Origin of the sequence: Amycolatopsis sp. cmx-11-12, from assembly GCF_046269425.1 — a bacterium.
In the GTDB taxonomy this organism is placed as follows: Bacteria; Actinomycetota; Actinomycetes; order Mycobacteriales; family Pseudonocardiaceae; genus Amycolatopsis.
The window spans coordinates 136,835-162,945 of record NZ_JADNQM010000002.1 but is presented as its reverse complement, the minus strand read 5'-3'; the positions used below and the strand labels follow the sequence as shown (position 1 = coordinate 162,945).

The 26,111-nt window shown below is 68.8% G+C and carries 22 protein-coding genes; 17 read left to right on the top strand and 5 right to left on the bottom strand.

The window, feature by feature from the left end:
• The first annotated feature begins 34 nt into the window (after nt 1–34).
• Nucleotides 35–349, top strand: a complete 315-nt coding sequence (locus ACLARN_RS03125; protein ID WP_409489779.1) for a hypothetical protein — start codon at nt 35–37, stop codon at nt 347–349.
• 5 nt (nt 350–354) lie between these two features.
• Complete coding sequence (locus ACLARN_RS03120; protein ID WP_409489778.1) at nt 355–1,497, top strand: WXG100 family type VII secretion target; 1,143 nt, start codon at nt 355–357, stop codon at nt 1,495–1,497.
• A gap of 102 nt (nt 1,498–1,599) precedes the next feature.
• Here the strand turns inward: ACLARN_RS03120 and ACLARN_RS03115 are convergent, their stop codons facing one another.
• Together ACLARN_RS03115 and eccD are read right to left on the bottom strand one after the other, a co-directional pair.
• The gene (locus ACLARN_RS03115; protein WP_409489777.1) at nt 1,600–3,252 is read right to left on the bottom strand and encodes a S8 family serine peptidase; all 1,653 of its coding nucleotides are present in this window, start codon (nt 3,250–3,252) and stop codon (nt 1,600–1,602) included.
• A 23-nt stretch (nt 3,253–3,275) separates the two neighbouring features.
• A complete protein-coding gene (eccD, locus tag ACLARN_RS03110) occupies nt 3,276–4,640 on the bottom strand; it encodes a type VII secretion integral membrane protein EccD (protein ID WP_409490005.1) in 1,365 nt (454 codons plus the stop codon).
• 457 nt (nt 4,641–5,097) lie between these two features.
• Between eccD and eccCa the strand changes: the two genes are divergently transcribed.
• From eccCa to ACLARN_RS03085, 5 genes are all read left to right on the top strand, one after another.
• On the top strand, nt 5,098–9,105 hold the full coding sequence (eccCa, locus tag ACLARN_RS03105; protein WP_409489776.1) for a type VII secretion protein EccCa: 4,008 nt from the start codon (nt 5,098–5,100) through the stop codon (nt 9,103–9,105).
• A 68-nt stretch (nt 9,106–9,173) separates the two neighbouring features.
• Entirely contained in the window at nt 9,174–11,093 is a 1,920-nt protein-coding gene (locus ACLARN_RS03100) for a type VII secretion-associated protein (RefSeq protein ID WP_409489775.1), read from the top strand.
• Between the two features lie 12 nt (nt 11,094–11,105).
• Nucleotides 11,106–11,468, top strand: coding sequence for a hypothetical protein (locus ACLARN_RS03095; RefSeq protein ID WP_409489774.1), 363 nt, complete (start codon nt 11,106–11,108; stop codon nt 11,466–11,468).
• Nucleotides 11,469–11,701: 233 nt separating this feature from the next.
• On the top strand, nt 11,702–12,022 hold the full coding sequence (locus ACLARN_RS03090) for a WXG100 family type VII secretion target (protein WP_409489773.1): 321 nt from the start codon (nt 11,702–11,704) through the stop codon (nt 12,020–12,022).
• A gap of 54 nt (nt 12,023–12,076) precedes the next feature.
• Complete coding sequence (locus tag ACLARN_RS03085) at nt 12,077–12,361, top strand: WXG100 family type VII secretion target (RefSeq protein WP_409489772.1); 285 nt, start codon at nt 12,077–12,079, stop codon at nt 12,359–12,361.
• 122 nt (nt 12,362–12,483) lie between these two features.
• Here the strand turns inward: ACLARN_RS03085 and ACLARN_RS03080 are convergent, their stop codons facing one another.
• The gene (locus ACLARN_RS03080; protein WP_409489771.1) at nt 12,484–13,221 is read right to left on the bottom strand and encodes a DUF4333 domain-containing protein; all 738 of its coding nucleotides are present in this window, start codon (nt 13,219–13,221) and stop codon (nt 12,484–12,486) included.
• 3 nt (nt 13,222–13,224) lie between these two features.
• Nucleotides 13,225–14,115, bottom strand: coding sequence for a hypothetical protein (locus ACLARN_RS03075; RefSeq protein ID WP_409489770.1), 891 nt, complete (start codon nt 14,113–14,115; stop codon nt 13,225–13,227).
• A gap of 276 nt (nt 14,116–14,391) precedes the next feature.
• On the opposite strand from ACLARN_RS03075, the gene rplM reads away from it, so the two are divergent.
• The 6 genes from rplM (at nt 14,392) to ACLARN_RS03045 (ending at nt 20,273) form a co-directional block, all read left to right on the top strand.
• Entirely contained in the window at nt 14,392–14,844 is a 453-nt protein-coding gene (gene rplM / locus ACLARN_RS03070; protein ID WP_076163031.1) for a 50S ribosomal protein L13, read from the top strand.
• Between the two features lie 14 nt (nt 14,845–14,858).
• Nucleotides 14,859–15,371: a 30S ribosomal protein S9 gene (gene rpsI / locus ACLARN_RS03065; protein WP_409489769.1), complete on the top strand. Its 513-nt coding sequence runs from the start codon at nt 14,859–14,861 to the stop codon at nt 15,369–15,371.
• A 197-nt stretch (nt 15,372–15,568) separates the two neighbouring features.
• A complete protein-coding gene (gene glmM, locus ACLARN_RS03060) occupies nt 15,569–16,903 on the top strand; it encodes a phosphoglucosamine mutase (RefSeq protein ID WP_409489768.1) in 1,335 nt (444 codons plus the stop codon).
• Nucleotides 16,904–16,981: 78 nt separating this feature from the next.
• Nucleotides 16,982–17,296: a type VII secretion target gene (locus ACLARN_RS03055; protein WP_409489767.1), complete on the top strand. Its 315-nt coding sequence runs from the start codon at nt 16,982–16,984 to the stop codon at nt 17,294–17,296.
• Entirely contained in the window at nt 17,296–19,758 is a 2,463-nt protein-coding gene (locus tag ACLARN_RS03050; RefSeq protein ID WP_409489766.1) for a hypothetical protein, read from the top strand. The genes ACLARN_RS03055 and ACLARN_RS03050 overlap by 1 nt, the downstream gene beginning before the upstream one ends.
• A 20-nt stretch (nt 19,759–19,778) precedes the next feature.
• Nucleotides 19,779–20,273 carry a hypothetical protein gene (locus ACLARN_RS03045; protein WP_409489765.1) on the top strand — a complete coding sequence of 165 codons (495 nt, stop codon included), beginning with the start codon at nt 19,779–19,781 and terminating at the stop codon, nt 20,271–20,273.
• Between the two features lie 4 nt (nt 20,274–20,277).
• Here the strand turns inward: ACLARN_RS03045 and ACLARN_RS03040 are convergent, their stop codons facing one another.
• Nucleotides 20,278–21,210: a cytochrome P450 gene (locus ACLARN_RS03040; protein WP_409489764.1), complete on the bottom strand. Its 933-nt coding sequence runs from the start codon at nt 21,208–21,210 to the stop codon at nt 20,278–20,280.
• A 15-nt stretch (nt 21,211–21,225) separates the two neighbouring features.
• Here ACLARN_RS03040 and ACLARN_RS03035 point away from each other — a divergent pair, with 15 nt between their 5' ends.
• The 4 genes from ACLARN_RS03035 to ACLARN_RS03020 all read left to right on the top strand — a co-directional run bounded on the left by ACLARN_RS03035 (nt 21,226) and on the right by ACLARN_RS03020 (nt 26,097).
• The gene (locus tag ACLARN_RS03035; protein ID WP_409489763.1) at nt 21,226–22,959 is read left to right on the top strand and encodes a fatty acyl-AMP ligase; all 1,734 of its coding nucleotides are present in this window, start codon (nt 21,226–21,228) and stop codon (nt 22,957–22,959) included.
• The gene (locus ACLARN_RS03030; RefSeq protein ID WP_409489762.1) at nt 22,949–23,254 is read left to right on the top strand and encodes an acyl carrier protein; all 306 of its coding nucleotides are present in this window, start codon (nt 22,949–22,951) and stop codon (nt 23,252–23,254) included. Before ACLARN_RS03035 ends, ACLARN_RS03030 begins: the two co-directional genes overlap by 11 nt.
• A 138-nt stretch (nt 23,255–23,392) precedes the next feature.
• Complete coding sequence (locus ACLARN_RS03025; RefSeq protein ID WP_076163038.1) at nt 23,393–23,707, top strand: hypothetical protein; 315 nt, start codon at nt 23,393–23,395, stop codon at nt 23,705–23,707.
• Nucleotides 23,707–26,097: a hypothetical protein gene (locus tag ACLARN_RS03020; RefSeq protein ID WP_409489761.1), complete on the top strand. Its 2,391-nt coding sequence runs from the start codon at nt 23,707–23,709 to the stop codon at nt 26,095–26,097. The genes ACLARN_RS03025 and ACLARN_RS03020 overlap by 1 nt, the downstream gene beginning before the upstream one ends.
• Nucleotides 26,098–26,111 lie beyond the last annotated feature (14 nt).

The following is a 26,111-nucleotide window of genomic DNA, read 5'->3' as shown; positions in this document are numbered from 1 at the left end:
ACGCCCAAGCATTGTCGGGTGAGTGGAGGGCGCAGTGGCCGGCCTGAAGATCGACGGCACCGTCGTCGGTGACTACGCGAAGCGGGTGGACGCGGCCGCCGGAGAACTCGAGCTGGCGGCCGCCGACGTGACCGGAGACGGCCTCACCGTCGAATCCCACGGCACGCTGGGGGAGGAGCTGGGCCTCGGCACGTCTTACGGACGCGCGGCCGAGGCCATCCGGCGCCAGCTGGTGGAAGGCGCGGCCGCGCTGCGGTCGGCGTCGGAGGCCCTGCACACGGTGACCGCGCGGCACGCCGGGCACGACGACGAGGCCGCCCAGATGATCAAGCACGCCGTGGAGCTCTGAACCGCATGATCGCCGAGTCGGAGAACCCGACCGATTCCATCCCGCACCCGATGGCGTCCGCGCGCCCTGCCGCTCCCGTGGCGGCGCCGGGCGCGTTTAGCCCGCTAAACGCGCCCGGCTCGGGAGGTGAGGACCTCATTGGGGCCGCGGAGCCGCATCTCGCCTTCGTTTCGGAGCTGTCCGGTCATCTGGGGCTGATCGATCCGGTCGAGGCCTACCTGACCCCGCTGGCAGGGCGCTGGGAGGACCTGAAGAACGAAGCGGACCGGCTCCGGAAAGCGGCGATGACCGCGGCCACCGTGTCGAAGGAACTGTCGGAGGACCTCGGCCGTCTCGACGCCGGGTGGTCCGGCAAGGACGCCGATGCGTTCGTCGCGTACATCGGGGACATCAACATCGCGGGCTCCGACGTCGAAGACGCCCTGAACACGCTGGCGGGTTCGCTCGACGAGCTGGTGTTGTCGATCCGTCGCATCCTGACCGACCTCGTCGAGATTCTAGTCGACACGGCCGAACTGACCTCCGAGACCGCGATGCTGCCGGTCGGTGGCGTCCGGCGGGCGCGAACTCAGCTGGAGGAGGCGCAGGAGTCGGCCAAGGCGCTGTTCGAAGCCGGGCGCGACGTCCTCGAGGGCTTTGTGAGGCTTTGTGACGGGGTCGACGATCCTGATGCTGTTTCGCGGAGCATCGAGATCGCTCACCGGTACCCGCAGGACGAGTTCAAGCTCCACGACGACTCCGCGGCGGCGGGTGCGCCGGCCGCGGAGAAGGACGCCGCTGAACCGGATTCCGGTGCCGCGACCGAGGAACAGTCGACGTCGCCGTCCGCTGCCGAAGGCAGGCAGACCGGATCGCAGGATCCTCCGATCGAGCAAGGGCAGGCGCCGATCCCCGAGGTCGCGCCCGTGCAGGCCGCTCCGGCTCCTGGACCGGGTGGCGCGGGGGCCGGATCGGCGATGATGCCGATGGGGATGGCGCCGATGGGGATGGGCATGGGCGGGGGAGGCGGGACGGCTCACCAGTCGAAGACGCGGCCCGCCTCGAAGCCGTCCGATGTGGTCGGCGAGCCCGGCCAGGTCGTCCCGCCCGTGATCGGCGAGGACGACAGCCCGGCGAAACCCCCTCCGAAGCCCAAGCCCGCCAAGTAGGTGCCCTCACGGGCCGAGCGACTTTAGCGGGCAAAGTGCGATCCGGACGGCGCGGGGGCGAGTCCAGGGCAGATCGCACTTTGCCCGCTAAAGTCGCTCGGCCTACGGGGTCTTGCGGCCTGGTGAGGTGGTCGGCCGGTTGCGGCGGACCGAGTGCACCACGAACAGCGTGACGAGCAGCGCCACCAGGCCCCCGCCGGTTCCGGCGAGCGCGACGATCATCGGGGCGGGATCGCGGTCGTTCGCGGGCGGCAGATCCCCGGGCAGCTGAACCGGTTTGGCCTTGTCCGCCTCCGACGGCACGATCGCCGTCAGCGCCGCGATGGGATCGATGACCCCGAAGCCGACGAAGTTGTCCCGCCCACCCGGCGCCGCGGGGTGCTGCGCCGTCGCCTTGATCCGGTTCATCACTTCACGCGCGCTCAGGCCCTGGAACTTCGCGCGCACGAGAGCGGCCACGCCGGCGACGTACGGCGCGGCGAAGCTGGTCCCCTGGATGGCGCCGGGTTCCCCGTTGCCCTCGATGGTCAGGTTGGCCAGGCTGCTCGACCCTTCCGCCGGGTCCAGCGAAATGATCTTGGTGCCCGGTGCGGCGACGCTGACCCACGGCCCGTTGACGCTGAACCCCGCGACACCGCCGGTGTCGTCGATCGCCGCGACGGACAGGACGTCGTCGGCGAACCACGGCGGCGTGACGATCATCTTGGGGGACTTGGGGTCCGGCTGGTCGTTCTGCAGGCATTTGTCCCCGACGTTGCCCGCCGCCGCGACGACGACCACGTCGCGCCCCACGGCGTAGTTCACCGCAGCTTGAAGTCGCTGCTCGGGTTCGGTGATGCCGCCGGTGGCCGGACGACAGTTGTCGACCGACATGTTGATCACCTTGGCACCCTTGTCGACGGCCCGGACCACGGCCTGCGCGAGTGTCTTCAGCGTCCCAGCGGTCTTGCCCTGTTCCTGCTGCCGTCCGCCCTTGTCCTGACCGGGCGCTGTCCCGTCCGCCGCGCCGCCGACGGCGCCGTTCCCCTGTGAGGACGGCGGAAGCTGCGAACCCGGATTGTTCGACGAAGCAGGCGGAGCGGAGTTGGATGCCGTGTTGGGCGGCGGTTCCTTTTTCTCCGCCTCTTCGTAATTCTGGCTGGACTGCCGGATCGACAGGATGGTGGCGTCCGGCGCGACTCCCCGGAACCCGATACTCGCGTCGGGCGGGTTCGCGGCGATGATCCCCGCCACCTCGGTGCCGTGGCCGTCGCAGTCCTCGAGCCCCGGTGCCTTGCCGCCGTTGGGAGTCGCGACGTAGTCGCCACCCGATTCGACACGGCCGCCGAAGTACGGGTGCGCGGTGACGCCGGTGTCGATCACGGCGACCTTGATGTCCTTGCCGACCGAACCGGTGGCGCCGCGCATCAGCTGGTGCACCTTTTCGATCTGCAGGTACTCCTGGCCCCACGGTCGGTTCTTGATGTCGACCTGGTCGCCGCCGAGCTTGCTGCGCTGCACGCACTGCGTCTTCTGCTCGTAGTTCTTGTCCGGCTTGCCTTCGTCCGCCGGTTTCTTGGACGTGTCCACCGGAGGCGGGGTCGCGTAGTAGCCACCGGCGTCCGCCGGGACGCTGCTCTGCTGCGCCCACGCGGGAAGTGCCACCGACGCGGGCGAGAGAACACCGATACCGGCCGCCAGCAGCACCGTCCCGGTACGTCCGGCGAGGCCGAGGTGGCGGACGCGCGTCCCCCTGGACTTCCGCGCTACAGCCATCAGAGCATCATCCGATCGGGTCGTCACTTGAAATTGAGGTGGCGCAGCGTCGTGTAGAGATCCATGACGCCGAGCGCCAGCGGGAGCACCGTCGCGATGAAGACGGCCTCGAAGATCTCCACGGTCCTCCGCAGCGGCGGCGAGAAGCGCTGGTTCGGGAAGATCACGCCGACCACGAGCGCGCCGGCGCCGATCAGCAGCAGCGCGCCGAACACGAACAGGACGCGGTTCAGCGGGCTCGCCGACCACATCCAGCCGAGCAGGATGCCCGCGCCCGACACCATTCCGGTGGTCAGCAGCGCGATGGCCTGCGCGCCGTTCGCGTACGCCCGCGCCCGCAGGAGCAGGACCAGCGTGGCGATCACGCCGAGGATCGGGCCGAAGACAGACGGGGACGTCGAGGCGATGATCGCGAACAAGGCCGTCGCCGCGCCGCAACCGGTCAACAGACCCGTCATGTACTCGTGGGCGACCGCGGTGCGACGCTCGATGGCGCGATAGTCCGGGAAGCCCGAGTCTTCCTTGAGTTCTTCGGCGCTGCCGGGAACGTGCGGTGTCGGGAGGGCCGCGAGCTTGATCGTCGCGCGCGGCAGGATCGAGATGCAGGCCAGCGAGAACGCGACCGCGCCGGCGGCGACACCGGCGATCGGAGTGTCGATGAGCGTCGCGGCCAGGAACGTCAGCGCCGAGATCGTGGCCGTCGTCGCGGCCGCGATGAAGGTGGTGATCCCGTGCCCGATGACGAGGATGCAGACCGCCGCCACGATGATCACGAGGGCACTCGCGAGCAGCAGGTTCGCCCACAGGGACAGCCCCGGCACGATGTAGAACCCGCTGACGAAGGCCAGCGACAGGCCGCCCGTCGCGGCGATCAGGACGCCGGTCGCCTCGGCTTTGTAGGCCTTGGCCAGCGTCGCGCCGATCGCGACGCACGCGATCGCGCCGACACCGCCGGCGATCGCGGCGGCGAGTGCGTTGCCGCCGTAGAACGACCCGCTGGTGAAGAGCGCGAGAGCCGCGAAGAACAGCGCCAGGCCGCCCGCGATGTGCCCGAAGCGACGCGCCGTCTCCTTGGTCCACGGACGGAAGCTGTCCGGGGACGACTCGGCGATCGCGTCGACGACGTCGTCGTACAGCGGCGGAGGCGGGTTCTCGTTGCGTTTGCGCAGCTGCAGCAGTTCGCCGTCGACGACGCCGAGGGACGCGAGGGTCCGGCTCGGGTCGAGAGGCGCGTCGCCCAGCTTCGCCAATGCCCAGCCGCCGTGGCGGGCGCCGCCGTCCGGCGTCGCCTCTTTCGCCATTTCCAACAGCATGGGCAGCAGGTCCGCCACCGCGACGTCAGCCGGCAAAGCCACGTCGATCCGGGTGCGTGGCGCGACCACCGTCACCCTGCTGAATACCGTCGTGCCCGTTGCCACTGCCTTCCCCCTGCCCTGAGAGTCTGGTCCCCGGGGAACCTATACCGAACCCGGGTGCCCACATCATCGACTGTCGGAAAAAGACCGGCAAAAGTAGGCAAGCACCCTCCGCGGCCCCTTCCGCGGCAACCGAACGCGGCGACTTTAGCGGGCAAACTGTGACGCTTAGCGGTCCTAAGCATCCGGGAGGTCCCACAGCCGACGGATCGCACTTAGCCCGCTAAAGTCGCCGCGCTCGGCCGGAGGCCTGCGGGTTCGTTGGGGGTTGTCGGTCCGGAGCCCTACACTCCCGGCATGCGTACGGCCCCGGTCGGGGCCGTTCTCGGCGTTGTCCGGATTTCACCGGCCACGTTCGATAGGTTGTTTCGCGCACCCGTACGCGCACCAACGGTGGCCGCCATCGTCGAGTTTGAAGAGGGGTCCTTCGATGAGCACGCTGCAGTTCAAGAAGTCACCGCGCCTGGCGGCACCGCGCCCGCCGGGCGGCGAGGTGCATCTCGAACCGCCGCCTGAGGTGCCGCGCACCATCCCGGGCAACATCGTCATGAAGCTGCTTCCCGCGGTGATGATCGTCGCCTCCATCGGGATGATGGTCTTCATGTTCACCACGGGTGGACGCAACCCCATGATGATGATGATGGGCGGCATGATGGTGCTCAGCACCGTCGGCATGATGGCCGGCGGCGCGGGCAAGGGCGGCGGCGCCAAGAAAGCCGAGATGGACGAGGACCGCAAGGACTACCTGCGTTACCTCGGCCAGATGCGCGACAGGGCCCGCGAGGCCATGGTCGACCAGCGCGCCGCGCTCGAGTGGGTCCACCCCGACCCGCAGACGCTGTGGTCGCTGGCCGCGAGCCGCCGCATGTGGGAACGCCGCCAGAACGACCAGGACTTCCTCCACCTCCGCGTCGGCCGCAGCTCGCACCGCCTCGCGACGCGGCTCGTGCCGCCGCAGACCGGTCCGGTCGACGAACTGGAGCCGATCGCGACGCTGGCCCTGCGCCGGTTCGTGCGCGCGCACTCGATCGTCCCGGACCTGCCGACCCAGATCACCCTCCGCGGGTTCGCCGCGGTCAGCATGCAGGGCGACCGCGGCCTGACCCGCGGCCTCACCCGGGCGATGCTGGCCCAGCTGCTCACTTTCCACAGCCCCGACGACGTCCTCATCGCGGTCGCGACGGCGGGCCGCGCCAAGGAGGAGTGGGAGTGGGCGAAGTGGCTGCCGCACGCCCAGCACCCGGCGCTCGCCGACGGCATCGGCCAGCTGCGGATGATGGCGGGCTCCCTCGCACAGATCGAGGAGTGGCTCGACGAAGAACTCCGTGACCGCCAACGGTTCTCCCGCAACGCGACGCCCGCGCCGGACCAGCCGCACGTCGTCATCATCGTCGACGACGCCGAGGTCACCCGCGAGGAGCAGATCATCCTCGAAGAGGGTCTGGTCGGCGTCACCCTGATCGACCTTTCCGACTCCATCGGCAACCTCGCGGCCCGTCGCGGTCTGCGTCTGGTCGTCGAGGAAGACCGCCTCGGCGCGCGCAGCGCCGGCGGCGTCGAGTGGTTCGGCCGTCCGGACACGCTCAGCGTGGTCGAGGCCGAAGCGCTGGCACGACTCCTCGCCCCGTACCGCGTCGGCACCGCCGCGCAGGACGCCGCCGAGGAAGAGCCGCTGCTGTCCAACCCCGGTCTGCTCGAACTGCTGGGCATCCCCGGCGACCCGATGACCTTCGACGTCCAGCAGGCCTGGCGCCCGCGCCCGGTGCGGGACCGCTACCGCGTCCCGTTCGGCGTCGGCGAGTACGGCCAGCCGGTCGAGCTGGACATCAAGGAAGCCGCGATGGAGGGCATGGGCCCGCACGGCCTGTGCATCGGGGCGACCGGTTCCGGTAAGTCCGAGTTCCTCCGCACCCTGGTGCTGGGCATGCTCGCCACGCACTCGTCGAGCACGCTCAACTTCGTCCTCGTCGACTTCAAGGGTGGTGCGACGTTCATGGGGTTGGACGCCGCACCGCACGTTTCCGCGGTCATCACCAACCTCGCGGACGAGGTCACGCTGGTCGACCGCATGAAGGACGCGCTGGCCGGCGAGATGAACCGGCGCCAGGAAGCGCTGAAGAACGGCGGTAACTTCAAGAACGTCTGGGAGTACGAGAAAGCGCGCGAGAACGGCGCCGACCTCGACCCGCTGCCCGCGCTCTTCATCGTCTGTGACGAGTTCTCCGAGCTGCTGGCCGCGAAGCCGGACTTCATCGACCTGTTCGTCGCCATCGGACGGCTGGGCCGGTCGCTGCAGATGCACATGCTCCTCGCGTCGCAGCGGCTGGAAGAGGGCAAGCTGCGCGGTCTCGACTCGCACCTTTCCTACCGCATCGGCTTGAAGACCTTCTCCGCCGCGGAATCCCGTGCCGCGATCGGCGTGCCCGACGCGTTCGAGCTGCCGTCCGTGCCCGGTGGCGGCTACCTGAAGTACGACACTTCGACGCTGGTCCGCTTCAAGGCCTCGTACGTCTCGGGCCCGTACCGGCCCGCGGGCATCAAGGCGGCGGGCCCGGCCGCGACCGTGGTCCGCGCGGACAAGCGCCCGCAGCTGTTCGTCCCGGACTTCGTCGAACTGCCGAAGGAGCCGGAGCCGGAACAGATCGAGGCCGCGCCGGTCGAACAGGCCAAACCGGAGGAGGCCGTCGAGCCCAGTGAGCTCGACGTGATCGTGTCCAGGCTGATCGGGCAGGGACCGCCGGCGCACGAGGTGTGGCTGCCGCCGCTGAAGGAACCGAACTCGCTCGACACGCTGCTGCCGAACCTGAACCCCACCGACGACCGCGGTCTGTCCCCGGTCGGGTTCTTCGGCAACGGACGGTTGCAGGTGCCGATGGGCATCGTCGACCGCCCGTACGAGCAGCGTCGTGACCTGCTGTGGGCCGACTTCTCCGGTGCCGCGGGGCACGGTGTGATCGTCGGCGGGCCGCAGTCGGGCAAGTCCACCATGCTCCGGACGCTGATCATGTCCATGTCGCTGACCCACACCCCCGAGGAAGCGCAGTTCTACGCGCTCGACCTCGGTGGCGGTACGTTGGCCGGTCTCCAGGGCCTGCCGCACGTCGGTGGTGTCGCCGTCGCCCGACGGGAGCCGGACAAGGCCCGCCGGATCGTGGCCGAGCTGACCACCCTGCTCACCGACCGGGAAGGCCGGTTCGGTGCCATGGGCATCGACTCGATGAACGAGTTCCGCAACCGCAAGCGGCGCGGCGAGATCAAGCCCGAGGAAGACGCCTTCGGTGACGCCTTCCTGATCGTCGACAACTGGAAAGCACTGCGGGACGACTTCGACGAGCTCGAGGTCTCGATCACCAAACTCGCCACCCAGGGTCTTTCCTACGGCGTGCACGTCATCATCGCGGCGAACCGGTGGGCGGACATCCGCCCGGCGATCAAGGACATGATCGGCACCCGGTTCGAGCTCCGCCTCGGTGACCCGAGCGAGTCCGACATCGACCGCCGGGTCGCGGTGAACGTCCCGGCAGGCCGCCCCGGCCGCGGTCTGACCAGGGACAAGCTGCACCTGCTGACCGGTCTTCCGCGTATCGACGGATCGAGCAACCCCGACGACGTCGCCGCCGGTGTCGCCGACGCGGTGGCGAAGATCAAGGGCGCGTGGCGTGGCCGCCCGGCGCCGCAGGTCCGCCTGCTGCCCGAGATGGTCACCTACGACGAGGTGCTCAGCATCGACACCAAGCGCAACACGAAGCTGGTGCCGATCGGTGTCAACGAGGAAGACCTCCAGCCGATCTACCTCGACTTCGCGGCCGACTCGCACTTCTACGCCTTCGCGGACGGGGAGTCGGGCAAGACGAACCTGTTGCGGCAGATCACCCGGGGCATCACCGAGCGGTACACGACGCAGGAAGCGGTCGTCATCCTCGTCGACTACCGGCGCACGATGCTCGGTTTCGTCGGCGGCGACCAGCTGCTCGGCTACGCGGTGTCCGCCGCGCAGCTGGACAGCATGGTCAAGGACGTCCACGGGTCGATGACCCGGCGGCTCCCTGGTCCGGACGTGACGCAGGAGCAGCTGAAGACCCGGTCCTGGTGGACCGGTCCGGAGCTGTTCATCATCGTCGACGACTACGACCTGGTCGCCACGCAGACGAGCAACCCGCTGAAGCCGCTCGCCGAGTTCCTCGCACAGGCGAAGGACGTCGGCCTGCACGTCATCGTGGTGCGCCGCAGTGGTGGCGCGAGCCGGGCGATGTTCGACCCGATCCTCGGCAAGCTCAGGGAGATCGCGGCGCCCGGTATGGTCATGAACGGCTCGCGGGACGAGGGCAACCTCGTCGCCAACGTGAAGCCGAGCCAGATGCCGCCGGGCCGAGGCAACCTCGTGACCCGGAAGCACGGCAAGCAGCTCATGCAGGTCTCGTGGATCCAGCCGGACTGACCTCCCGCTGAACCAGGTGAGGTCCCGGCTGGGCGAGGGGTGACGACGACGATCTGCGGGAGTGGCTTGTGACTGTGCGGGTAGCGGTGGACTTCGGGACATCGAGCACCTGCGTAGTCGCTTCGATCAACGGCCGCGAACCGCAGGTCGTCGTGGTGGACGGGCAGCCCCTGATGTCGTCGGCGGTGTACGCCGCGCCGGACGGGACGCTGTTCGTCGGCCAGGAGGCGGAACGGCAGGCGGCGGTGGATCCGTCGCGCTACGAGCCGAACCCGAAGCGCCGGATCGACGAAGGCGACCTGCTGCTGGGCGACAACGTCCTCCGCGTGACCGACGTCGTCCACGCCGTGCTGAAGCGCGCGGTGACCGAGGCGCGACGGCTCGCCGGTGACGCCGAGGTCGAGCTGCTCGTCTTGACCCATCCCGCCGATTGGGGCGCGACCCGGACCCGCCTGCTCCGGCAGGCCGCGGGTGGTCTCGCGCGTCAGGTCGCCCTCGTCCCGGAGCCGGTGGCCGCGGCGGTCTATCATGCCGCGACGTTCGCCCCGGCCGAGCTCAATTCCGAGCGCACCGTCGAGTTCAGCGGCAGACCGGGGGACGCCCTCGCGGTGCTCGACCTCGGCGGTGGCACCGTCGACGTCTCCGTGGTCCAGCGGATGCCCGGCAGTCCGGCGGATCGCAGTTTGCCCGCTAAACGCGCCGGGTTCCAGGTGCTGGCCACCCGGGGGGATCCGAGCTTCGGGGGCGCGGACGTCGATCAGGCGCTCCTGGAGCACGTGGGTTCGCTGGTGTCGTCCGTGGATCCGCCGGAATGGCGGAAGCTGGTCGAGGGCCGCGAACTCACCGACCGGCGGCGCCGCCGGGTTCTGCGGCAGGACGTGCGTGGCGCGAAGGAGACACTGTCCCGGCACGCGTACACCGACGTCCCGATGCCGCCGCCGTTCGCCGACGCCCACGTGACCCGGGAGGACCTCGAGCGGCTCATCACGGGCCCGCTCGGGCGCGCCGTCGAGCTGACCGTGGCCGCGATCGGCGATTCCGGGCTGCGGCCGAAGCAGCTGACGGCGATCTTCCTCGTTGGCGGGTCGAGCCGGATCCCGATGGTGTCGCGGCTTGTGCACGAGCGGACCGGTGTCGTGCCCACGACCTTGGACCAGCCGGAGACCGTGGTCGCCCGCGGCGCCCTGCGCGCGGTACTGATCGACCCGGACCGCACGGGCTCGCTGGCGGGCTCCGCGGTCTCCCGCGTCGGCGCGCCCGCGCCCGCCCCCGCCGACCGGCGCCCCGACCCCCAACGCCCCCAGTTCCCCCGCCAGCCCGCCCCGCCCACGCCGCCGCAGAGCGCGTTTAGCCCGCTAAACGCGCCGCGGCAGGGGATCGCCACACCGCCGCCCTGGCGGCCGGGCGAGCCCTCCCGGGACACCAAACCGGCCGAGCGAGGCGGCAAGGGCAAGAAGACGCCCTGGATCATCGCCGCGGCCGTCGTGGTCGTGGCGGCCGTCGTCGGTGGCGTCCTCTTCGCGGTCAACAGCGGGGAGGACGTGCCGGAGGGCCGGACGCTCGCCCAGTACGACTACCGCTTCATCGCGCCGATGGACTGGATGCAGACCGACGACCGCGTCGCCAAGCGGCAGGTGGTGATCCATCCGAACGACTCCCTCACCGGGGACGATCTCGTGGTCGCCCAGGAGTACGTGATGAACTACGACGCGACGGCCGACAGACAGAAACTCGTCGACGAACTCGGCCGCGAGGCGGAGGCCGCGCCGGCGAAATACAGCGGCTTCAACGGTTCCGCGAACTACGCCGGTAAAACCATCATCTATTACCGCGAGACCAAGCCGAGCGCACGCGTCGACTGGTACGTCGTCGCGCAAGGAAAGATCCGCGTCCACATCGGTTGCCAGTACGGCACCGGCTCACCGCTCGAGCAGCGGGTGAGCGCGGCCTGCGAGCAGGTCGTCAAAACGATGGCGGTCGTCAACTGAAGGGGGAGGCAGATGCCACCCGAACCCGAGACCGCCGCCGAGCATTTCGCGCGCACAGGGCGCGACGCGGTCACTTATGCCCGGCAGGTCGCCCGCACGGCCAAAGCGCGGTACGAACGCCGTCGCGGTGAGAACGCGGAACTGGCGAAGCAATTCGGCAAGGGACGGCTCGCGGGCGGCGAGACCGCGCCGACGCCCGCCGTCGTCCGGAACGCCGCGAAACGGTTCCGCACGGGGGCCGGTCTCCCGGTTCCCGCTTTGCCCTCGGCGGCGGACTTGGTTCCCTTTCGGCCAAAACCGGCGGCCAGACGGCCACGTGTGGGTGACGACGACGAGGACTTTTCGCAGTCGCGAATCATGGGCCGCGGCGATTGACCGACCCCTGTGCACTTGCTAAGTCACGTGGTGAAAGCCCTTTTCTCCCCGTGAATCGCAGCGCGCACGCTGGGTTCCCGGGTTCGGTTCCCGCCAGGAGCGTTAACGCAAGCAACTACTTGAAACCAACGAGCGACAAGAGGGAACCAGACGTGGCAGTGTCTCCGTCGTAGGTCCGTACCAAACGAACTTCACCGAGTACGGATAAACCACGAACGAAGGGGGTAGCTCCCATGGCTGGCGGATTTACCGGGACAGTTGAGCAGTTCACTCAGTCCGAGAAGCGCGTGACCGAGGTTCGCGTTTCGATGGACCAGAACCTGAGCAAGCTTCGCGACAACATCGAGGCCACCCGCGCGGGCTGGACCGGCGACGCGGCGCTCGCGTTCAACAACGTGATGAAGCGCTTCGACGAGGCGGGCCGCGGTCTCAACCAGGCTCTCCAGAACATCGGTGACCTGCTCGAGCAGGCCGGCTCGAAGTACAACGCTTCCGAGCAGCAGCAGCAGGAACTGATCAACTCGGTCAACAAGGGCTTCGGCGTCCTCGGCTGATCCACTGTTCCACCTGATCACCATCCAAGCTTTTCTTAATCACTGGAGGAACCCATGGGCGAGATGAAGGTCGATTACGCCACGATCCACGCGGCGGCCGACGACTGCAAGAACACCGGCGGTGAGCTGGAGGGCCTGTTCGGACAGCTCAAGAGCGACCTCGCTCCGCTGGTCAACACCTGGGACGGTGACGCGAAGACCGCGTACATGGCCGCTCAGCAGGAGTGGGACAACAAGTTCGAGGAGCTCAAGCAGCTTCTCGCGCAGGTCGCCGGCGTGCTGCCGCAGCTGGCCGACGGTTACCAGAGCACGGAGCAGGGCGTCACCGGCCTGTTCTGAGTCTCACGCTCCGAACGAGCAACGGCGGGCAGGCATCTTCGGATGCCGAGCCCGCCGTTTCGTTTGTGTGCAAGAAAAAGCCGCGACAGCGTTGGCCGTCGCGGCTTTCGGCGTGCGGTGCGTCAGTGCGGTGCGCCGACCTCGAATTCCGGTGTGGTGTTCAGCACCCGGACGGTGACCTTCTTCTGCTGTCCCGAAAGATCGATCGAGCAGTCGAACGTGGTGCCGTTCACCACCGGTTGGCCGGAAGGGCATTCCACGTTCTTCACGTCCGGCTCCCCGTAATGCTCGCTCAGCACACGGGTGACCCCGTCCTGGACCGACTTCTGGTCGAGACTGTCACCCGCGAACGCGCCGAGCAGCCAGGCCCCGACGCCGCCCGCGACCACGACGGCCGCGGCGATTCCGCCGATCAGCAACGTCTTCTTCGAAACCTTCGGCTTCTTTTCCGGCTGTGCACCGAAAGCGCCGAGTCCGCCGTAGTTGGAGGACTGCGCGGGCTGGAACCCTCCGCCGTACTGTCCCTGCGGGGGAGTGCCCGGAATCTGTTGCGGTGCCTGCCAATTCTGCTGCGGCGCGGGCTGCTGCGGTTGCTGCTGCCACGCCGTACCCGATGCCGGAGCGCCGGTTTGCTGCCAGGGCCCGGAAAACGAGCCGGTGACGCCGGGCTGCTGCTGCCACTGTCCCGTGTACGAGCCGGTGCTCGCGGCGCTGGGGTCGTTCTGCTGCCACTGCCCGGAATGCGGTCCGGTGGCCTGCCCTTCCTGCTGCCAGCCCTGCTGCTGGTTCCCGGGATTCGCCGGCGGCTGCCACCACTGCTGCGGTTGCTGCGGCTGTTGTGGTTGCTGTGGCTCGGTCATGCCTCAGACGCCTTTCAACTCGTTGAACCGGCGGTTGAAGTCGTCTTTGGCCGCTTTGTCCGGCAGCACGGTGATCTGCGAGGCGTCCGGCAGCTTCGGCAGGTCCTGCGTGGTCGCCTTGCCGGTGAACCGGAAGTCGTAGCGCAGCTCGATCTTGTGCCCGCCACCCTCGATCTTGGCGTCCATCACGATCTGGTTCAGCGTCCCGTCCGGGTTGAGGGAGACGGTCGTCGGAACCGGGGCCTTCTTCATCTCTTCCGTGATCGCACCGCTGATCGACGGCGGCAGGATCTCCACCCGCCGCTCGATGAACTTCCCGAACGGGACGTCGGCGGTCAGTTCGATCCGCTTGTCCGGAAGGCTCTTGGCGCCCTTCACGATCTTCTTGTCCGCGTTGTAGGACACGGCGATCGCGTCGGCCATCTTGCAGGCGGTGATGATCCCGACCCACGCGCAGGGAATGGTCAGCCCGGCCTCCGACTTCGGCATCGAAACCCACGCTGTCGGGGCGAGGCTCTTGTAGACGGGCCCGAGGTACACGTACTCGACGGCCCCTTCGGCCGGGGTGTACCAGTCGATGCTGTCGTCCGGGTTCTTCTGCGAGCGCTGACGGCTGACCCGGCCTTCCGGGGAACCGGTGCGGGCCGAGGAGATCGTGCTGCGGACGTACTTCTCGTCGAAGCGGAAGTAGGCGCCCGATTCGCTGGTGACGTCACGCTGGTCGCCGATGGTGTCCTGCAGCTTGTTCATCGCCGCTTCGAACTTCGTGCCGACGTAGGTCGCCGCGTCGTCGCCCTTCGGCACGGCGGTGCCCGCCCGGGCCTGGCCGCAGGCGGTGGTGAGCGCCAGCACGGCGCCCAGTACGCACAAGATGGTCGTTGGCCGTTTGTTCATCGCCGTTCCCCTGAATCGAGTCCCCGCGCGCGGTGCGCGTCCGGATCGTCTCATCCTCCCTCGCGAAGGACGATGCCGTGGGCGGTTCCGCCACACCGGCGGGGTACAGTTGCGAGGCGCCCGCCGGGCGCCGGTCCTAGTATGGGACCCCGGACCGACCCCCGCTTCGCAGTAGGGTCGGGCGTGGGGGTATCTTCATATGTCGTTGTGCGCTGCGGCGCGTAAGCGCTAGGCCCGCACAGAACCCACACGCAATGTTGACGACGAGGTAGACCCTTGCCCACGTACAGCCCCAAGCCCGGCGACGTCACTCGTGCCTGGCACGTGATCGACGCCGAGGATGTCGTGCTCGGCCGGCTCGCGACCGAGGTCGCCACGCTGCTGCGCGGCAAGCACAAGCCGACCTACGCCCCGCACGTGGACACCGGTGACTTCGTCATCATCGTCAACGCCGAGAAGGTTGCGCTCACCGGAAACAAGCGCGAGCAGAAGTTCGCGTACCGGCACAGCGGTTACCCCGGCGGTCTGCGGAAGCGCTCCTTCGGCGAACTGCTCGACACCAAGCCCGAGCACCTGCTCGAGAAGGTCGTCAAGGGCATGCTCCCGAAGAACAAGCTCGGCCGCGCACAGGGGAAGAAGCTCAAGGTCTACGCAGGCCCTGAGCACCCGCACGCCGCGCAGCAGCCGCAGGCGCGCGAGATCACCAAGATCGCGCAGGTCGCGCAGTGAGTGAGGAACAGTCTGTGACCAGCACCGAGGAGACCGCGACCGAGGCCGTTGAGGCCGTCGCGACCACGGAGACCCCCGCTGTCGGCGACGCCGTCGCGACCAGCGAGACCCCGGCCAGCCCGCGCCCGTCGCGTGCCGCCGGTGGCAACGCCCAGACCGTCGGCCGCCGCAAGGAAGCCGTCGTCCGGGTCCGCGTCGTCCCCGGTACCGGTGAGTTCAAGCTCAACGGCCGCACGCTCGAAGAGTACTTCCCGAACAAGGTGCACCAGCAGCTCATCCGTGAGCCGCTGGTGACGGTCGACAAGCCCGACTCGTTCGACATCTTCGCCAACCTGCACGGTGGCGGGATCTCGGGCCAGGCCGGTGCGCTCCGCCTCGCGATCGCCCGTGCGCTCGTCGAGGTCGACGCCGACGACCGCCCGGCCCTGAAGAAGGCCGGCTTCCTGACCCGTGACGCTCGCGCCACGGAGCGGAAGAAGTACGGCCTCAAGAAGGCCCGTAAGGCTCCGCAGTACAGCAAGCGCTGATCGCGCCTCTGGCGCAACCCGCGGAAGCGCCCATCCGTCTCTCGGATGGGCGCTTCCGTGTTTCCGGGGTCTTTCGGTCCCGTTTCCCCGTGGTCCCACCTGCCCCATGCGCCCCACCCGTTTCACGTTTAGCCCGCTAAACGCACTTTTTCGGGGCTCGCTAGGTTGTCGTGGTGGTTTCTCAAGGAGGTCGACAGATGGCTCGTCTATTCGGTACCGACGGCGTACGTGGCCTCGCCAACGAGGAGCTGACCCCGGAGCTGGCGCTCTCGCTCGCCGCCAGCGCGGCCCGCGTGCTGGCCGCCCACGACCGTTCGCACCGTCCGGTCGCGGTCGTCGGCCGTGACCCGCGGGCCAGCGGCGAGATGCTCGAGGCCGCCGTCGTGGCGGGTCTCACGTCCGCCGGTGCCGACGTGCTCCGTCTCGGCGTCCTCCCGACGCCCGCCGTCGCCTACCTGGTCGGCGCGCTCGAAGCCGACCTCGGCGTGATGATCTCCGCCTCCCACAACCCCATGCCCGACAACGGCATCAAGCTCTTCGCCGCGGGCGGCCACAAGCTCCCCGACGGGATCGAGGACGAGATCGAGGCCGGTCTCGCCGCTCCCGTCGCCCGCCCGACCGGTATCGGCGTCGGCCGCGTCAAGGACATCCCCGACGCGGGTGACCGCTACATCCAGCACCTGCTGGCCGCCACCCCGCACCCGCTCGCGGGCCTGCGCGTCGTCGTCGACTGCGCCAACGGCGCGTCGTCCTTCGCCGCCCCCGAGGTCTACCGCAAGGCAGGCGCCGAGGTCATCGCGATCCACGCCGACCCGGACGGCGTGAACATCAACGAGCACTGTGGGTCGAATCACCCGGACGCGTTGCGCGCGGCCGTCGTCGAGCACTCCGCAGACCTCGGGATCGCGCACGACGGCGACGCCGACCGCTGTGTCGCGGTCGACGCCGCGGGTGAACTGATCGACGGCGACCAGATCATGGCCGTCCTCGCGCTCGCCCTCGCCGAGACCGGCGAGCTGACCAAGAACACCCTGGTCGCGACCGTGATGAGCAACCTCGGCCTGCACCTGGCGATGCGCGCGCACGACATCAACCTCGTCACCACCGCCGTCGGCGACCGCTACGTCCTCGAGGAGCTCCGCGCGAGCGGGTTCGCCCTCGGTGGCGAGCAGTCGGGGCACGTCGTCCTTCCCGCGTACGCCACCACCGGCGACGGTCTCCTCACCGCGCTGCGGGTGATGAGCCGCATGGCGGCCACCGGCAAGTCGCTCGCCGACCTCGCCGCCGTCATGAACCGCCTGCCGCAGGTCCTGGTGAACGTGCCCGTGGCGGACAAGGCGGCGGTCGCCGTCTCGGCCGCGGTCCGTGACGCCGTCGGCGCCGTCGAGGCCGAACTCGGCGAAGAGGGCCGCGTCCTGCTGCGCCCGTCGGGCACCGAGCAGCTGGTCCGCGTCATGGTCGAAGCCCCCGCGCACGACACCGCGCAGGCCGCCGCCGACAGGCTCGCGGGCGTCGTCTCCTCCGCCTCGTAAGCCCCCTCACGATCTTCCCAACTGGCTGCGCCCCGGTTACCGGCCCGGTACATTCCGTGTGCGTATACCTAGGGGAGGGTGACGGTGACGGGCAACGGGCACAAGGTCGATCCGGCGCAGCTGAACGAAGCGGCCAAGGTTCTGCAGGACCTGCCCAAGCAGGCCTGTGAAGGGCCGATCGGGGCGGTCGAGCAGATCAACCTGAACGCCGGCAGTTTCGGGCCGGCGCACGGGGACTGCTTCACCGGCTATTCCACGAGCATCCAGCGACTGGCGAAGTGCGCGCGCAGTTACCTCGCGGCATCGGACGAGTTCGGCCGCAAACTGGCGGCGTCCAAGGACCTCTATCAGTCCAATGAGGACGCCAACGCCGGTGAGATGAGGAAGCACTGATGGGCCTCGCAGATGTCGGCGGGGACGTCGGTCACGACATTCCCAGCCGGGCCGAAGTCGAGAAGATCCTCAACGACCCGAACATCGATCGCGACACCAAACGCGAACTCGCCCTCAACTACATCGACTACATCGAGGACGAGAGCCCGGAAAGCTGCGGTTTCGCCAGCGAAGCCGACCGGAACGGCTTCCGGGACCACATCAAGTCCATGAACGGTGACTGGATCACCGAAAGCGACATCGGTGACAACGACGGCTACCTCGAAGATGTCCAAGCGGCCTACAAGACCGCGCACGAGAAGTACGACGCGAACCAGGCCGCGGGGCGGCAAGGCGATCGCGACGCGCTGAACAAGGACGCGGCGAAAACCCAGGAGATCGCCGGTCGCGCCACCGAGACCGACCCAGGCTGCGCGAATTCGAACGACATCATGGTCCCCGGCCTGTCGGGGTTCAAGGTCTACGAGATCTTCCACCCGCTCTACGTTCGCGCGCTGGGCTTGGCGGGCGGTGGAGCGGCCGTCTCCCTCGGCGAACTCCAGCGGCTGTACCACGAACAGGACAACATCCCGTTCAACTTGTTCAAGGCGAGCGCGGACGAGTTGACCGCGGTCAACACGGCCATCGCGGGGTCGGCGCAGGACGTCTCCGGGAAACTGGGGAACTCGCTCGGCACCTGGGAAGGCGCCGCGGCCGATCAGGCGCGCGCCTACCAGAAGGCCTACTCGGACAAGACCGGTCTGGTCGCCGAGGCGTTCAAGGCGGCGGGCGACGGGCTTCTGCGGACCAACGCCTCGGTGGGCAAGTTCTGCCGGGAAAAGGTCGAGTGGCTGCAGAAGTGGTACACCGACAACATCGACGGCGCCACCGCGCAGGACATCGAGCGGATCATCCGCGTCGCCGACGGTTCGTGCAGCCAGAACGACATCATCCACTGCATCAAGTTCCTGAGCATCGAGGCCAAGGACGCGTTCAACGACGACGCCGGTGACATCGACCAGAGCACCATCGACGAGGTTCTCAAACCTCAGGCGGTGGCCTGGCTGAAGAACGTCTTCCTCGGCTGGTTCGGCAAGCACGTCGAGAACTTCCAGCTGGTCTGCAAGAACACCCGCGACGCGATCAACGGCGCGTGGAAGGCGTACTTCGATTCACTCGGTCAGGTGGTCGAGAATCCGTACGCGGATCTGGGCAAGACCCCGGAGACGGGCGGCGAAAAGCCCGTCGAGAAGGGTGGCGGCGGGAAGGACACCGGTGGCGGGGGCGGCGGGCCTTCCTCCGGTGGGGGCGGCGGACCCTCCTCTGGCGGCGGCGGGCCGAAGCCGCCGCCGAGTGCGGTCGAGTACATGCAGCCGGAAAAGCCCGAAGTGCCGGGGCAGGAGAAGAACCCGGTCACGGACAAGCCGCTCGACGTCGACCCGGCGACCGGCGAGCCTTATCCGATCGACCCCCGCACGGGTGAGGCGATCAAGAGCGACACCGACGGCACCCGGCCCGAGACGGTGACGGTCGAGCAGGGCGACCGCAAGATCTCCATGGCCGAACCCGGCGCCGACGGGAAGATGGGCATCTCCGTCCAGGACGGCACCGGTCAGGCCAAGGATTACGACCTCGACTTCGGCGACGGCAAGGCCACGCCCGGCACCGGCGACGCGGCGGGTGGGCCCGTGCACCGGGACACCGCCGAGCGGCTGGACCAGCAGTCGGCCTCGCGTCCCCTCGCGAGCCCGGGGCAGGTCTATCAGCCGGGCCCCGACGGCAAGATCCACATCGAGGACGGCGGCCTCAAGATCACCGCGGAACGGCCGAGCGGTCCCGAGGGGCCGACGCTGGTCACTGTCGACGACGGGTCGGGGCATCCGTCGAAGTACACCTTGGGTGAGGACGAGCCCGCGAGCGGTCGTCACGCGAGTTCGGATCCGACACCGCAGGCGGCGGGCGCCGCTGCCAGGCCGGTCGAAGAGGTCGGGCGTCAGCAGGCCGATCAGGGAGTTCGCTCGCACGACGCGACATCCGGCGGTGTCGGCGGCGGAGCATCCGCCTCGGTGCCCGCGGGAACCGCTCACCAGCCCGAACCGGTGGCGGCGGCCGCGGACGGTGGTTCCGAATCGACCACCGCCCAGTCGTTGAGCAACCCGTTCGACGGTGGCGACGACGGCCTGGGTGACACGTCGGATCCCGCCGGATCCGGTGGCGGCGCGTCCGCTCCCTCGGCGCCGTCCGGCCTCGGTGCCGCTCCCGGTGGGGGCGCCCAGGATCCGGCCGCGGCCGGAGCGGGGATGATGGGCGGCATGGGCATGATGGGCGGCGGGGCGGCCGGAGGCGGGCAGGGATCCGGTGAAGACCAGCAGCGCACGTCCAGCGGATACCGGGTCGACGGCGGCCTGTTCGACACCGCGACGACGACGGGCAGCCGGATCAGCGGGTCGCTCGACGACGACGGCGTCATCGGCTTCCGCTAGCGGGTCAGGGGAGGGGATCAGTGAATCCTGAGGAGGATCTCGCCAGACTCCGGCACAAGCTGGCCGGGTTGGAGCGCGAGAACGGCGACCGGATGTACCTGGTCGACAACCGGGCGACCAAGGCGATCGAGGAGACCAAGGCCGCGGGGGACAAGCTCAAGCAGGAGACGGGTGCGGCGCTGGCCGCGCGTCTCGAGCAGAAGCGGCGGGCGGAGGCCGCGGGCGGTTGGGCGACCGAGTCGACCCTCGGTGACAAGGTCGAAGACGACGGCGATTTCGGGTTCGAGGAGGACGAGGCGGAGAACGAGCGCCGCGCCGGGTATCGGGCGGCCGACGAGCCGCCGATCTCGTTCCGGCCGCCTCCTGCCTCGCAGGCCCCACCACCACCACCACCACCACTTCCACCGGCGGCTCCGGTCGCGGTTCCCGAGGATCGTCCTGCCGGGCGGCATCGGCGGTCGGCCGCACGGGGTGACGACGACGATTTCGCCGAAACCGACTGGCTGGCGACCTGAGCCGTCAGGCTCGCAGTGTCACGATGGCCCGCTCGACGCCGTGGAAGACGGCATGCGTCTTGTACTCCACGTCTTCGGCGACGTGGTCGGGCGTCAGGATCTCGGCAAGTGCGCGTAGCGCCACTTCGCCCTCGGCGACCGCGACTCGCGAGCCGGGGCAGGTGTGGCGGCCGAGGCCGAAAGCGAGTTCGTCGCCGGGGCCCAGCGGGATGGCCAGTTTGTTCCCGGTCGTGAAGTCCTTGCCTGCCAAGGAGAACGGCGCGGTCACGCGGCGGGCGGTGAAGCGGGTCGGGGCGATTTCGTGGATCAGGCCGCGTACGTCGTCGAGGACGTCTGGGCGGCGTAGGAGTTCGAGGCCGGCGAGGGCGAGGAAGTTCATGGAGTTCTCGTACGCCGCGTGGGCGAGCATCACCGGCGTGATCATCAGTTCGTCTTCGGTGATCCGGCCCGCTTCGTGCGCTTCGCGGATTAGCGCCAGCCCGCCGCCTTCGACAGCCGTCGCCTTGAGGAAGAACATCGCGACCCTGAGCGCGGCGGTGTCGGCTCCGGCCGGTCCGCCCGACCAGACGTCCAGGTTCGCGGCGGTCTCCGAAAGGTTCGTCAACAGCTTCCCGTCGAGTGGCTCCACCGTGCCGAGCACCGCCTCCGTCACCCTGGCCGCCGCAGGCCTGGCGAAGTCGGCCACCAGGTCGAACCGAGCGCGCGACTTTAGCCCCCTAATCGCGATCCGGAGGTCGGTGAGCACGGCGTCCGGCAGGGGCTCCACCAGGGCGATGACCTCCTTGACGACCGCGCGCAGCCGACGGTGGTCCGCGCCGTCCATCAGCAGGAGGTTCGGGGTCTCGGCGGCGGCACCGCCCGGGTTCGAGCTGAGCTCGCGGTCGCGCAGGGCCTTGACGCGGTCCGCCGGATCGTCCAGCACGAAGAAGTCGTCCACGTTCGTATGATGCCCATGCCGCGGCCGGAAGAGGTGCCAGTGCCCGAAGAAGTGCCCGAAGAAGTGTTGCGGACCCCGCTCGTGCACCGCCTGCTGGAGCGCGTCGAGGTCGAGCGCCCGGCGTACACGCACCTCGACTGCTCGAACCGGCACGAACTCGTCGAGGACACGCTGACCTGGGCCGAACTCCTCGTCCACGTCCGCGCTGTCGCCGCGAAGCTGCGCGAAGTGATCCAGCCGGGAGACCGCGTCGCGATCACGGCGCGACAGGACCTCTCCTACGTCGTCGCGTTCTTCGGCGCGCTGTACGCCGGGGCCGTCGCGGTGCCGCTGTCCGCGCCTGACGTCCGCGCTCACCGCGAGCGGCTCGTCGGGGTCCTCAACGACTGCGACGCCGACATCTGGCTCACTTCGGAAGGCCTGGTCGAGCGGATCACGGAGTTCGCCGAGACCGAGCCGGTCCCGGCGCCTCGCGAGATCGTCGCCGTCGACACCCTGCCGCTGGATCCGGCGGACCGGACCCCGCCGTCGCCGGTTTCGCCCGAAGACCCCGCCTACCTGCAATACACGTCCGGCACGACGCGATCTCCCGCCGGGGTGATCATCACGCATCGGGCCCTCTCGGCCGCGTGCTGGCAGATCTGCGACGCCTACGACGTCGGCGAGCACACCACCTGCGTCGGCTGGATCCCGTTCTTCCACGACATGGGGCTGGCGCAACTGCTCGCGGGGACGATGCACTCCGGCGGCCGGACGGTGTTCATCGCGCCACTGGAGTTCATCCGGCGCCCGGAGCGCTGGCTGCTGCTGATGTCGGCGTATCCGAACACGCTCACGGCGGCCCCCAACTTCGCGTACGACCTGGTGACCGAGGCCGTGCCCGAGCCGAAGCGCGCCGAGTACGACCTCTCGACGGTGTCGATCGCGCTGAGCGGCAGTGAACCGGTCCGGGCGGCGACCGTCCGGAAGTTCCTCGCGGCGTATGAGCCCCACGGTTTCCCGCGCGGCGCGTTCCGGCCGTCCTATGGCCTGGCCGAGGCGACGGTCTACGTCGCCAGCGGCGACTCCAACGGCCCGGTGCTGACCGAGATCGACGGCCGCGAAGTCGTCGAGATCGGCTGGCCACGGGGGCAGCGGATCCGCGTCGTCGCCCCGCCGGATCGCGTTTTGCCCGCTAAAGTCGCCGCGCCGCCGGATCGCAGTTTGCCCGCTAAAGTCGCCGCGGGCGAGATCTGGGTCAAGGGGCCCAACGTGGGGGCCGGGTACTGGCGTCGTCCGGAGTTGACCGCCGAGGTGTTCGGCGCCGAGCTCGACGGGGAAGGCGGCTGGCTCCGCACCGGCGACCTGGGGTCGATCCGGGACGGCAGGCTCTCCGTGACCGGACGCCTCAAGGACCTGATCATCGTCGACGGCCGCAACCACAGCCCTCACGACATCGAAGAGACCGTCGCCGCCGCTCACCCCCTTCTCGGGCCGGAGCGGGTCGCCGCCTTCTCGGTCGACGGCGACGAAGGCGAGGGCGTCGTCGTGGTCGCCGAGCGCGCTCGGAAGGCCCCCGACTTCGACGAACCCGAGATCGCGCGGGCGGCCACCCGCGCCGTCGCCGAGCGTCACGACGTGGCGCTCCGGGCGTTTTTCCTGGTGAAACCCGGCGGGCTGCCGCGGACGTCCAGCGGCAAGGTCGCGCGTTCCGCGGCCAGAACGCGGTATTGGGCGCCGGATGGGACAGAATCCCCCCATGGCACCTGACGGGAGCGAGTACGTCGACGAGATCAAGGCCCTCGTCTGCAAGACCTTCGACGTCGATCCGGACACCATCGACGAGAACACGCCCTTCGCGGAAATGGGCGTCGACTCCCGGCGCCGCGTCCGGCTCCTGGCGACCGTCGAAGTGGAGTTCGGGATCGACATCGATCTCGACGAGCTGGACCGCCTGGTCGACATCCGGGGCGCGGCGACCGTGCTCGCCGAGGCCGTCGAGACGGGCGCGAAACCGCGGAAACGCGGTCTACCAGGCCTCTTGCGCCGAAATCGTTTGAGTTAGCAAAGGTGTGAATGTCCCTGCGGCCTCGATGACCGGTGGGTACATTCTGTGTGCATATGCGATGGCACCTGATGCCGCCGGCGTGCGTCGTAGGTAGGACAACGAGGCGGATACAGCGGGACGAAGGGGGCACCGGTCATGCCGGACGGGGGCTACAAAGCCGATTCAGAGGCGATGCTCACGGCGTCGACGTCGTTGGAGCGCGCAGCTGAGAACACGACGTCCGAGGCGGGGAAGGTGGGGCCGACGCAGGTCCAGCCCGCGGACTTCGGCCGGGTGCACAAGGACCACCAGAAGGGCTACGCCACCGGGATCCTCGCCATCTCCGACGCGATGAAGGGCTACGCGGGCCAGCTCACCCAGCTCGCCGGCGGGGTCAGTACCGCGTCGACCCGCTACACCTCTTCCGACCAGGCGAACGCCGCGGCTGCCAACAAGGCGGGAACCCAGTAATGAGTGAACCGACGCCCGCGCAGATCAAGGAAATCCTGAACGACCCCTACGTCACGAAAGGCACCAAAGACGCGTTGTTGTTGCCGTTCGGCAACAGGGAAGAGGCTTACAAGAAGGCCGTCGCCGAACGTGACTCGAACGCGGCCGGGGACAAGAAACAGGCCGCCGAAACGAAGCAGGCCGACAAGGACCTCGACGCCATGTCCCGGCCGGCCGCGGGGGGTGCCACCACCAAGTCCGACCAGGTGCTCGACCTCGGGAAGCCGGCGTTGGACTTCTTCTCCGACTGGGCCGAGCAGGTCTGGAACAAGATGCCGGAGAAGTCGTACGAAATCAGCTACAAGACCGACATCTGGGACCGGTTCCACGAGAACCGTGAGATCAACTTCCAGAAGATGTTCGACGAGGTCGAAGATCTCGGCGACGCGAAGAAGGCCGTCGAGCAGACCCAGAAGGACGCGACGGCGGCGCTGACCACGCTCTTCCACGACTGGAAGGGCGAAGGTGCGACGGCCGCGAAGGTCAAATACGAGCAGCGAATCCAGCCCGACGCGAAAGAGCTCATCGCGCAGATGGATGGCGCCATCAAGCTGGTGCCGTCGACCATCGACAAGATCTACAGCGCGCTCAAGCTGAAGGTCGACGAAACGCTGAAGCTGCGAGTCGACAAAGTCGCTACGGCGCCGCTGTTCACGGCGAAGCAGGTCGTCGAGATCGCGAACGGCAAGGTCGATTCCAAAGAAAAGCTCATGGACGTCGCGGTCTGGCTCGACTCCGCGTGTCCGGGTAACAACCTCGCCGAACGGCTGCGTGACGACGACTGCAAGCTGAACGACGAGAACAAGGACTACGCGATCGGGGCCGCGAAGCAGTGGCTGAAGGGCTCGTTCGCCACCGAGTTCGGTGAGCGGTTCGAGAACTTCAAGAAGCTCTGCAAGAACGCGACCGAGACGATCAATACGCAGTATCACGAGCTTTCGCGATTCATGGAGGACTACACGAATCCGTTCCCCGCGGCCGGATCCGAGAAGCCGCCCGCCGATGACGGCAAGGGCAATGGCAACGGGAACGGCAACGGGAATGGCGGCGGCAGTGGCAGTGGGAGTGGCGGCGGAAGCGGGAGTGGGAGCGGCGGTGGCGGCACGCCGCCGGCGGCATCGGTTCCCGAGGCGCCGAAGCCGGAGGACAAGCCCGCTGACGGGACGAACCCGGTCACCGGGAAGCCGCTCGAAATGGACCCCGAGACCGGCAAGCCGTACCCGATCGACCCGGCGACGGGTGAGGCGATCAAGGACGGCATCGACGGTCAGGACACCATGACCGTCGAAAAGGGCGACAACAAGATCGAGATGACCGAGCCGGATAAAGACGGCAAAATGGACATCAAGGTCGACGATGGCAAGGGCAACGAGAAGGACTACAAGCTCGACTTCGACGACCCGAAGGGCGAAGACGACAAGCCCGGCGAAGAGGGCAAGGACGGCAAAGACGGCGAGTTCGGCCCGAAGGGCGCGGTCAAGGAAGGCGAGCCCGGCGCCGACGGTGTCTACCGGCCCGGCCCGGATGGCAAGATCCACATCCAGGACGGCAACCTCAAGATCACCGCCGAGCAGCCGCAGGGCCCGAACGGTCCGACCGTGGTGACCGTCGATGACGGCAAGGGCGAGCCGACCACCTACACCCTCGACGAAAAGGGTGAGAAGAAGGAACTCAAGCCCGGCGATGTCGTCGAGACCGACGACATCAAGAACGGTCTCGACGACCGGAATCCCGGAAACCCGCAGCCTGGCAAGGTCGATGAGGTGCGCACGATGCCCGCCCCGGCCGATGGCGGAGGCTTCAGTGCCCCGGGTGGCGTCGAGGTCGGCGCCGGTGTCGGTGGTGGTGGCGAAGGGGCCGCCGCGGTGTCCGCGGGGGCGGAGGCCAGTGGTGGCGCGGCGTCGGGTCCGGGTGGTGACGGCACCGTGCCGACCGCCAGTGGCGGCGGAGGCGGGGGCAGCTTCGAAGGCGCGCTCGGTGGCGTCGGCGAGGGTGGTTCTGCGGGGTCGCTGAACGAGGCCGGTTCGCTGGAAGCGGGCATTCAGACCGGGGGCGGCGCGCAGCCGGCCGGGGTCGAAGGTGGTCTCGGAATGGCGCCCGGTGGTGGGATGGACCCGGCCCCCGCGGGCGCCGGTGCCGGCAGCTCGTCCGCCGGAATGGGCGGCATGATGGGGGGAATGGGTGCCATGGGCGGCGCGGCCGGTGGTGGTGGCGGCGGCGGTGACACGCAACGCGGGTCGAGCCAGTACCGCGTCGAGGGTGGCATCTTCGAGACCAGTGGCGCGGGCGGCCGGATCAGCGGTTCGCTCGACGACGAGGGTGGCGACCGTTCGATCAGCTACGAGCGATGATCGGTAGCCGGGGA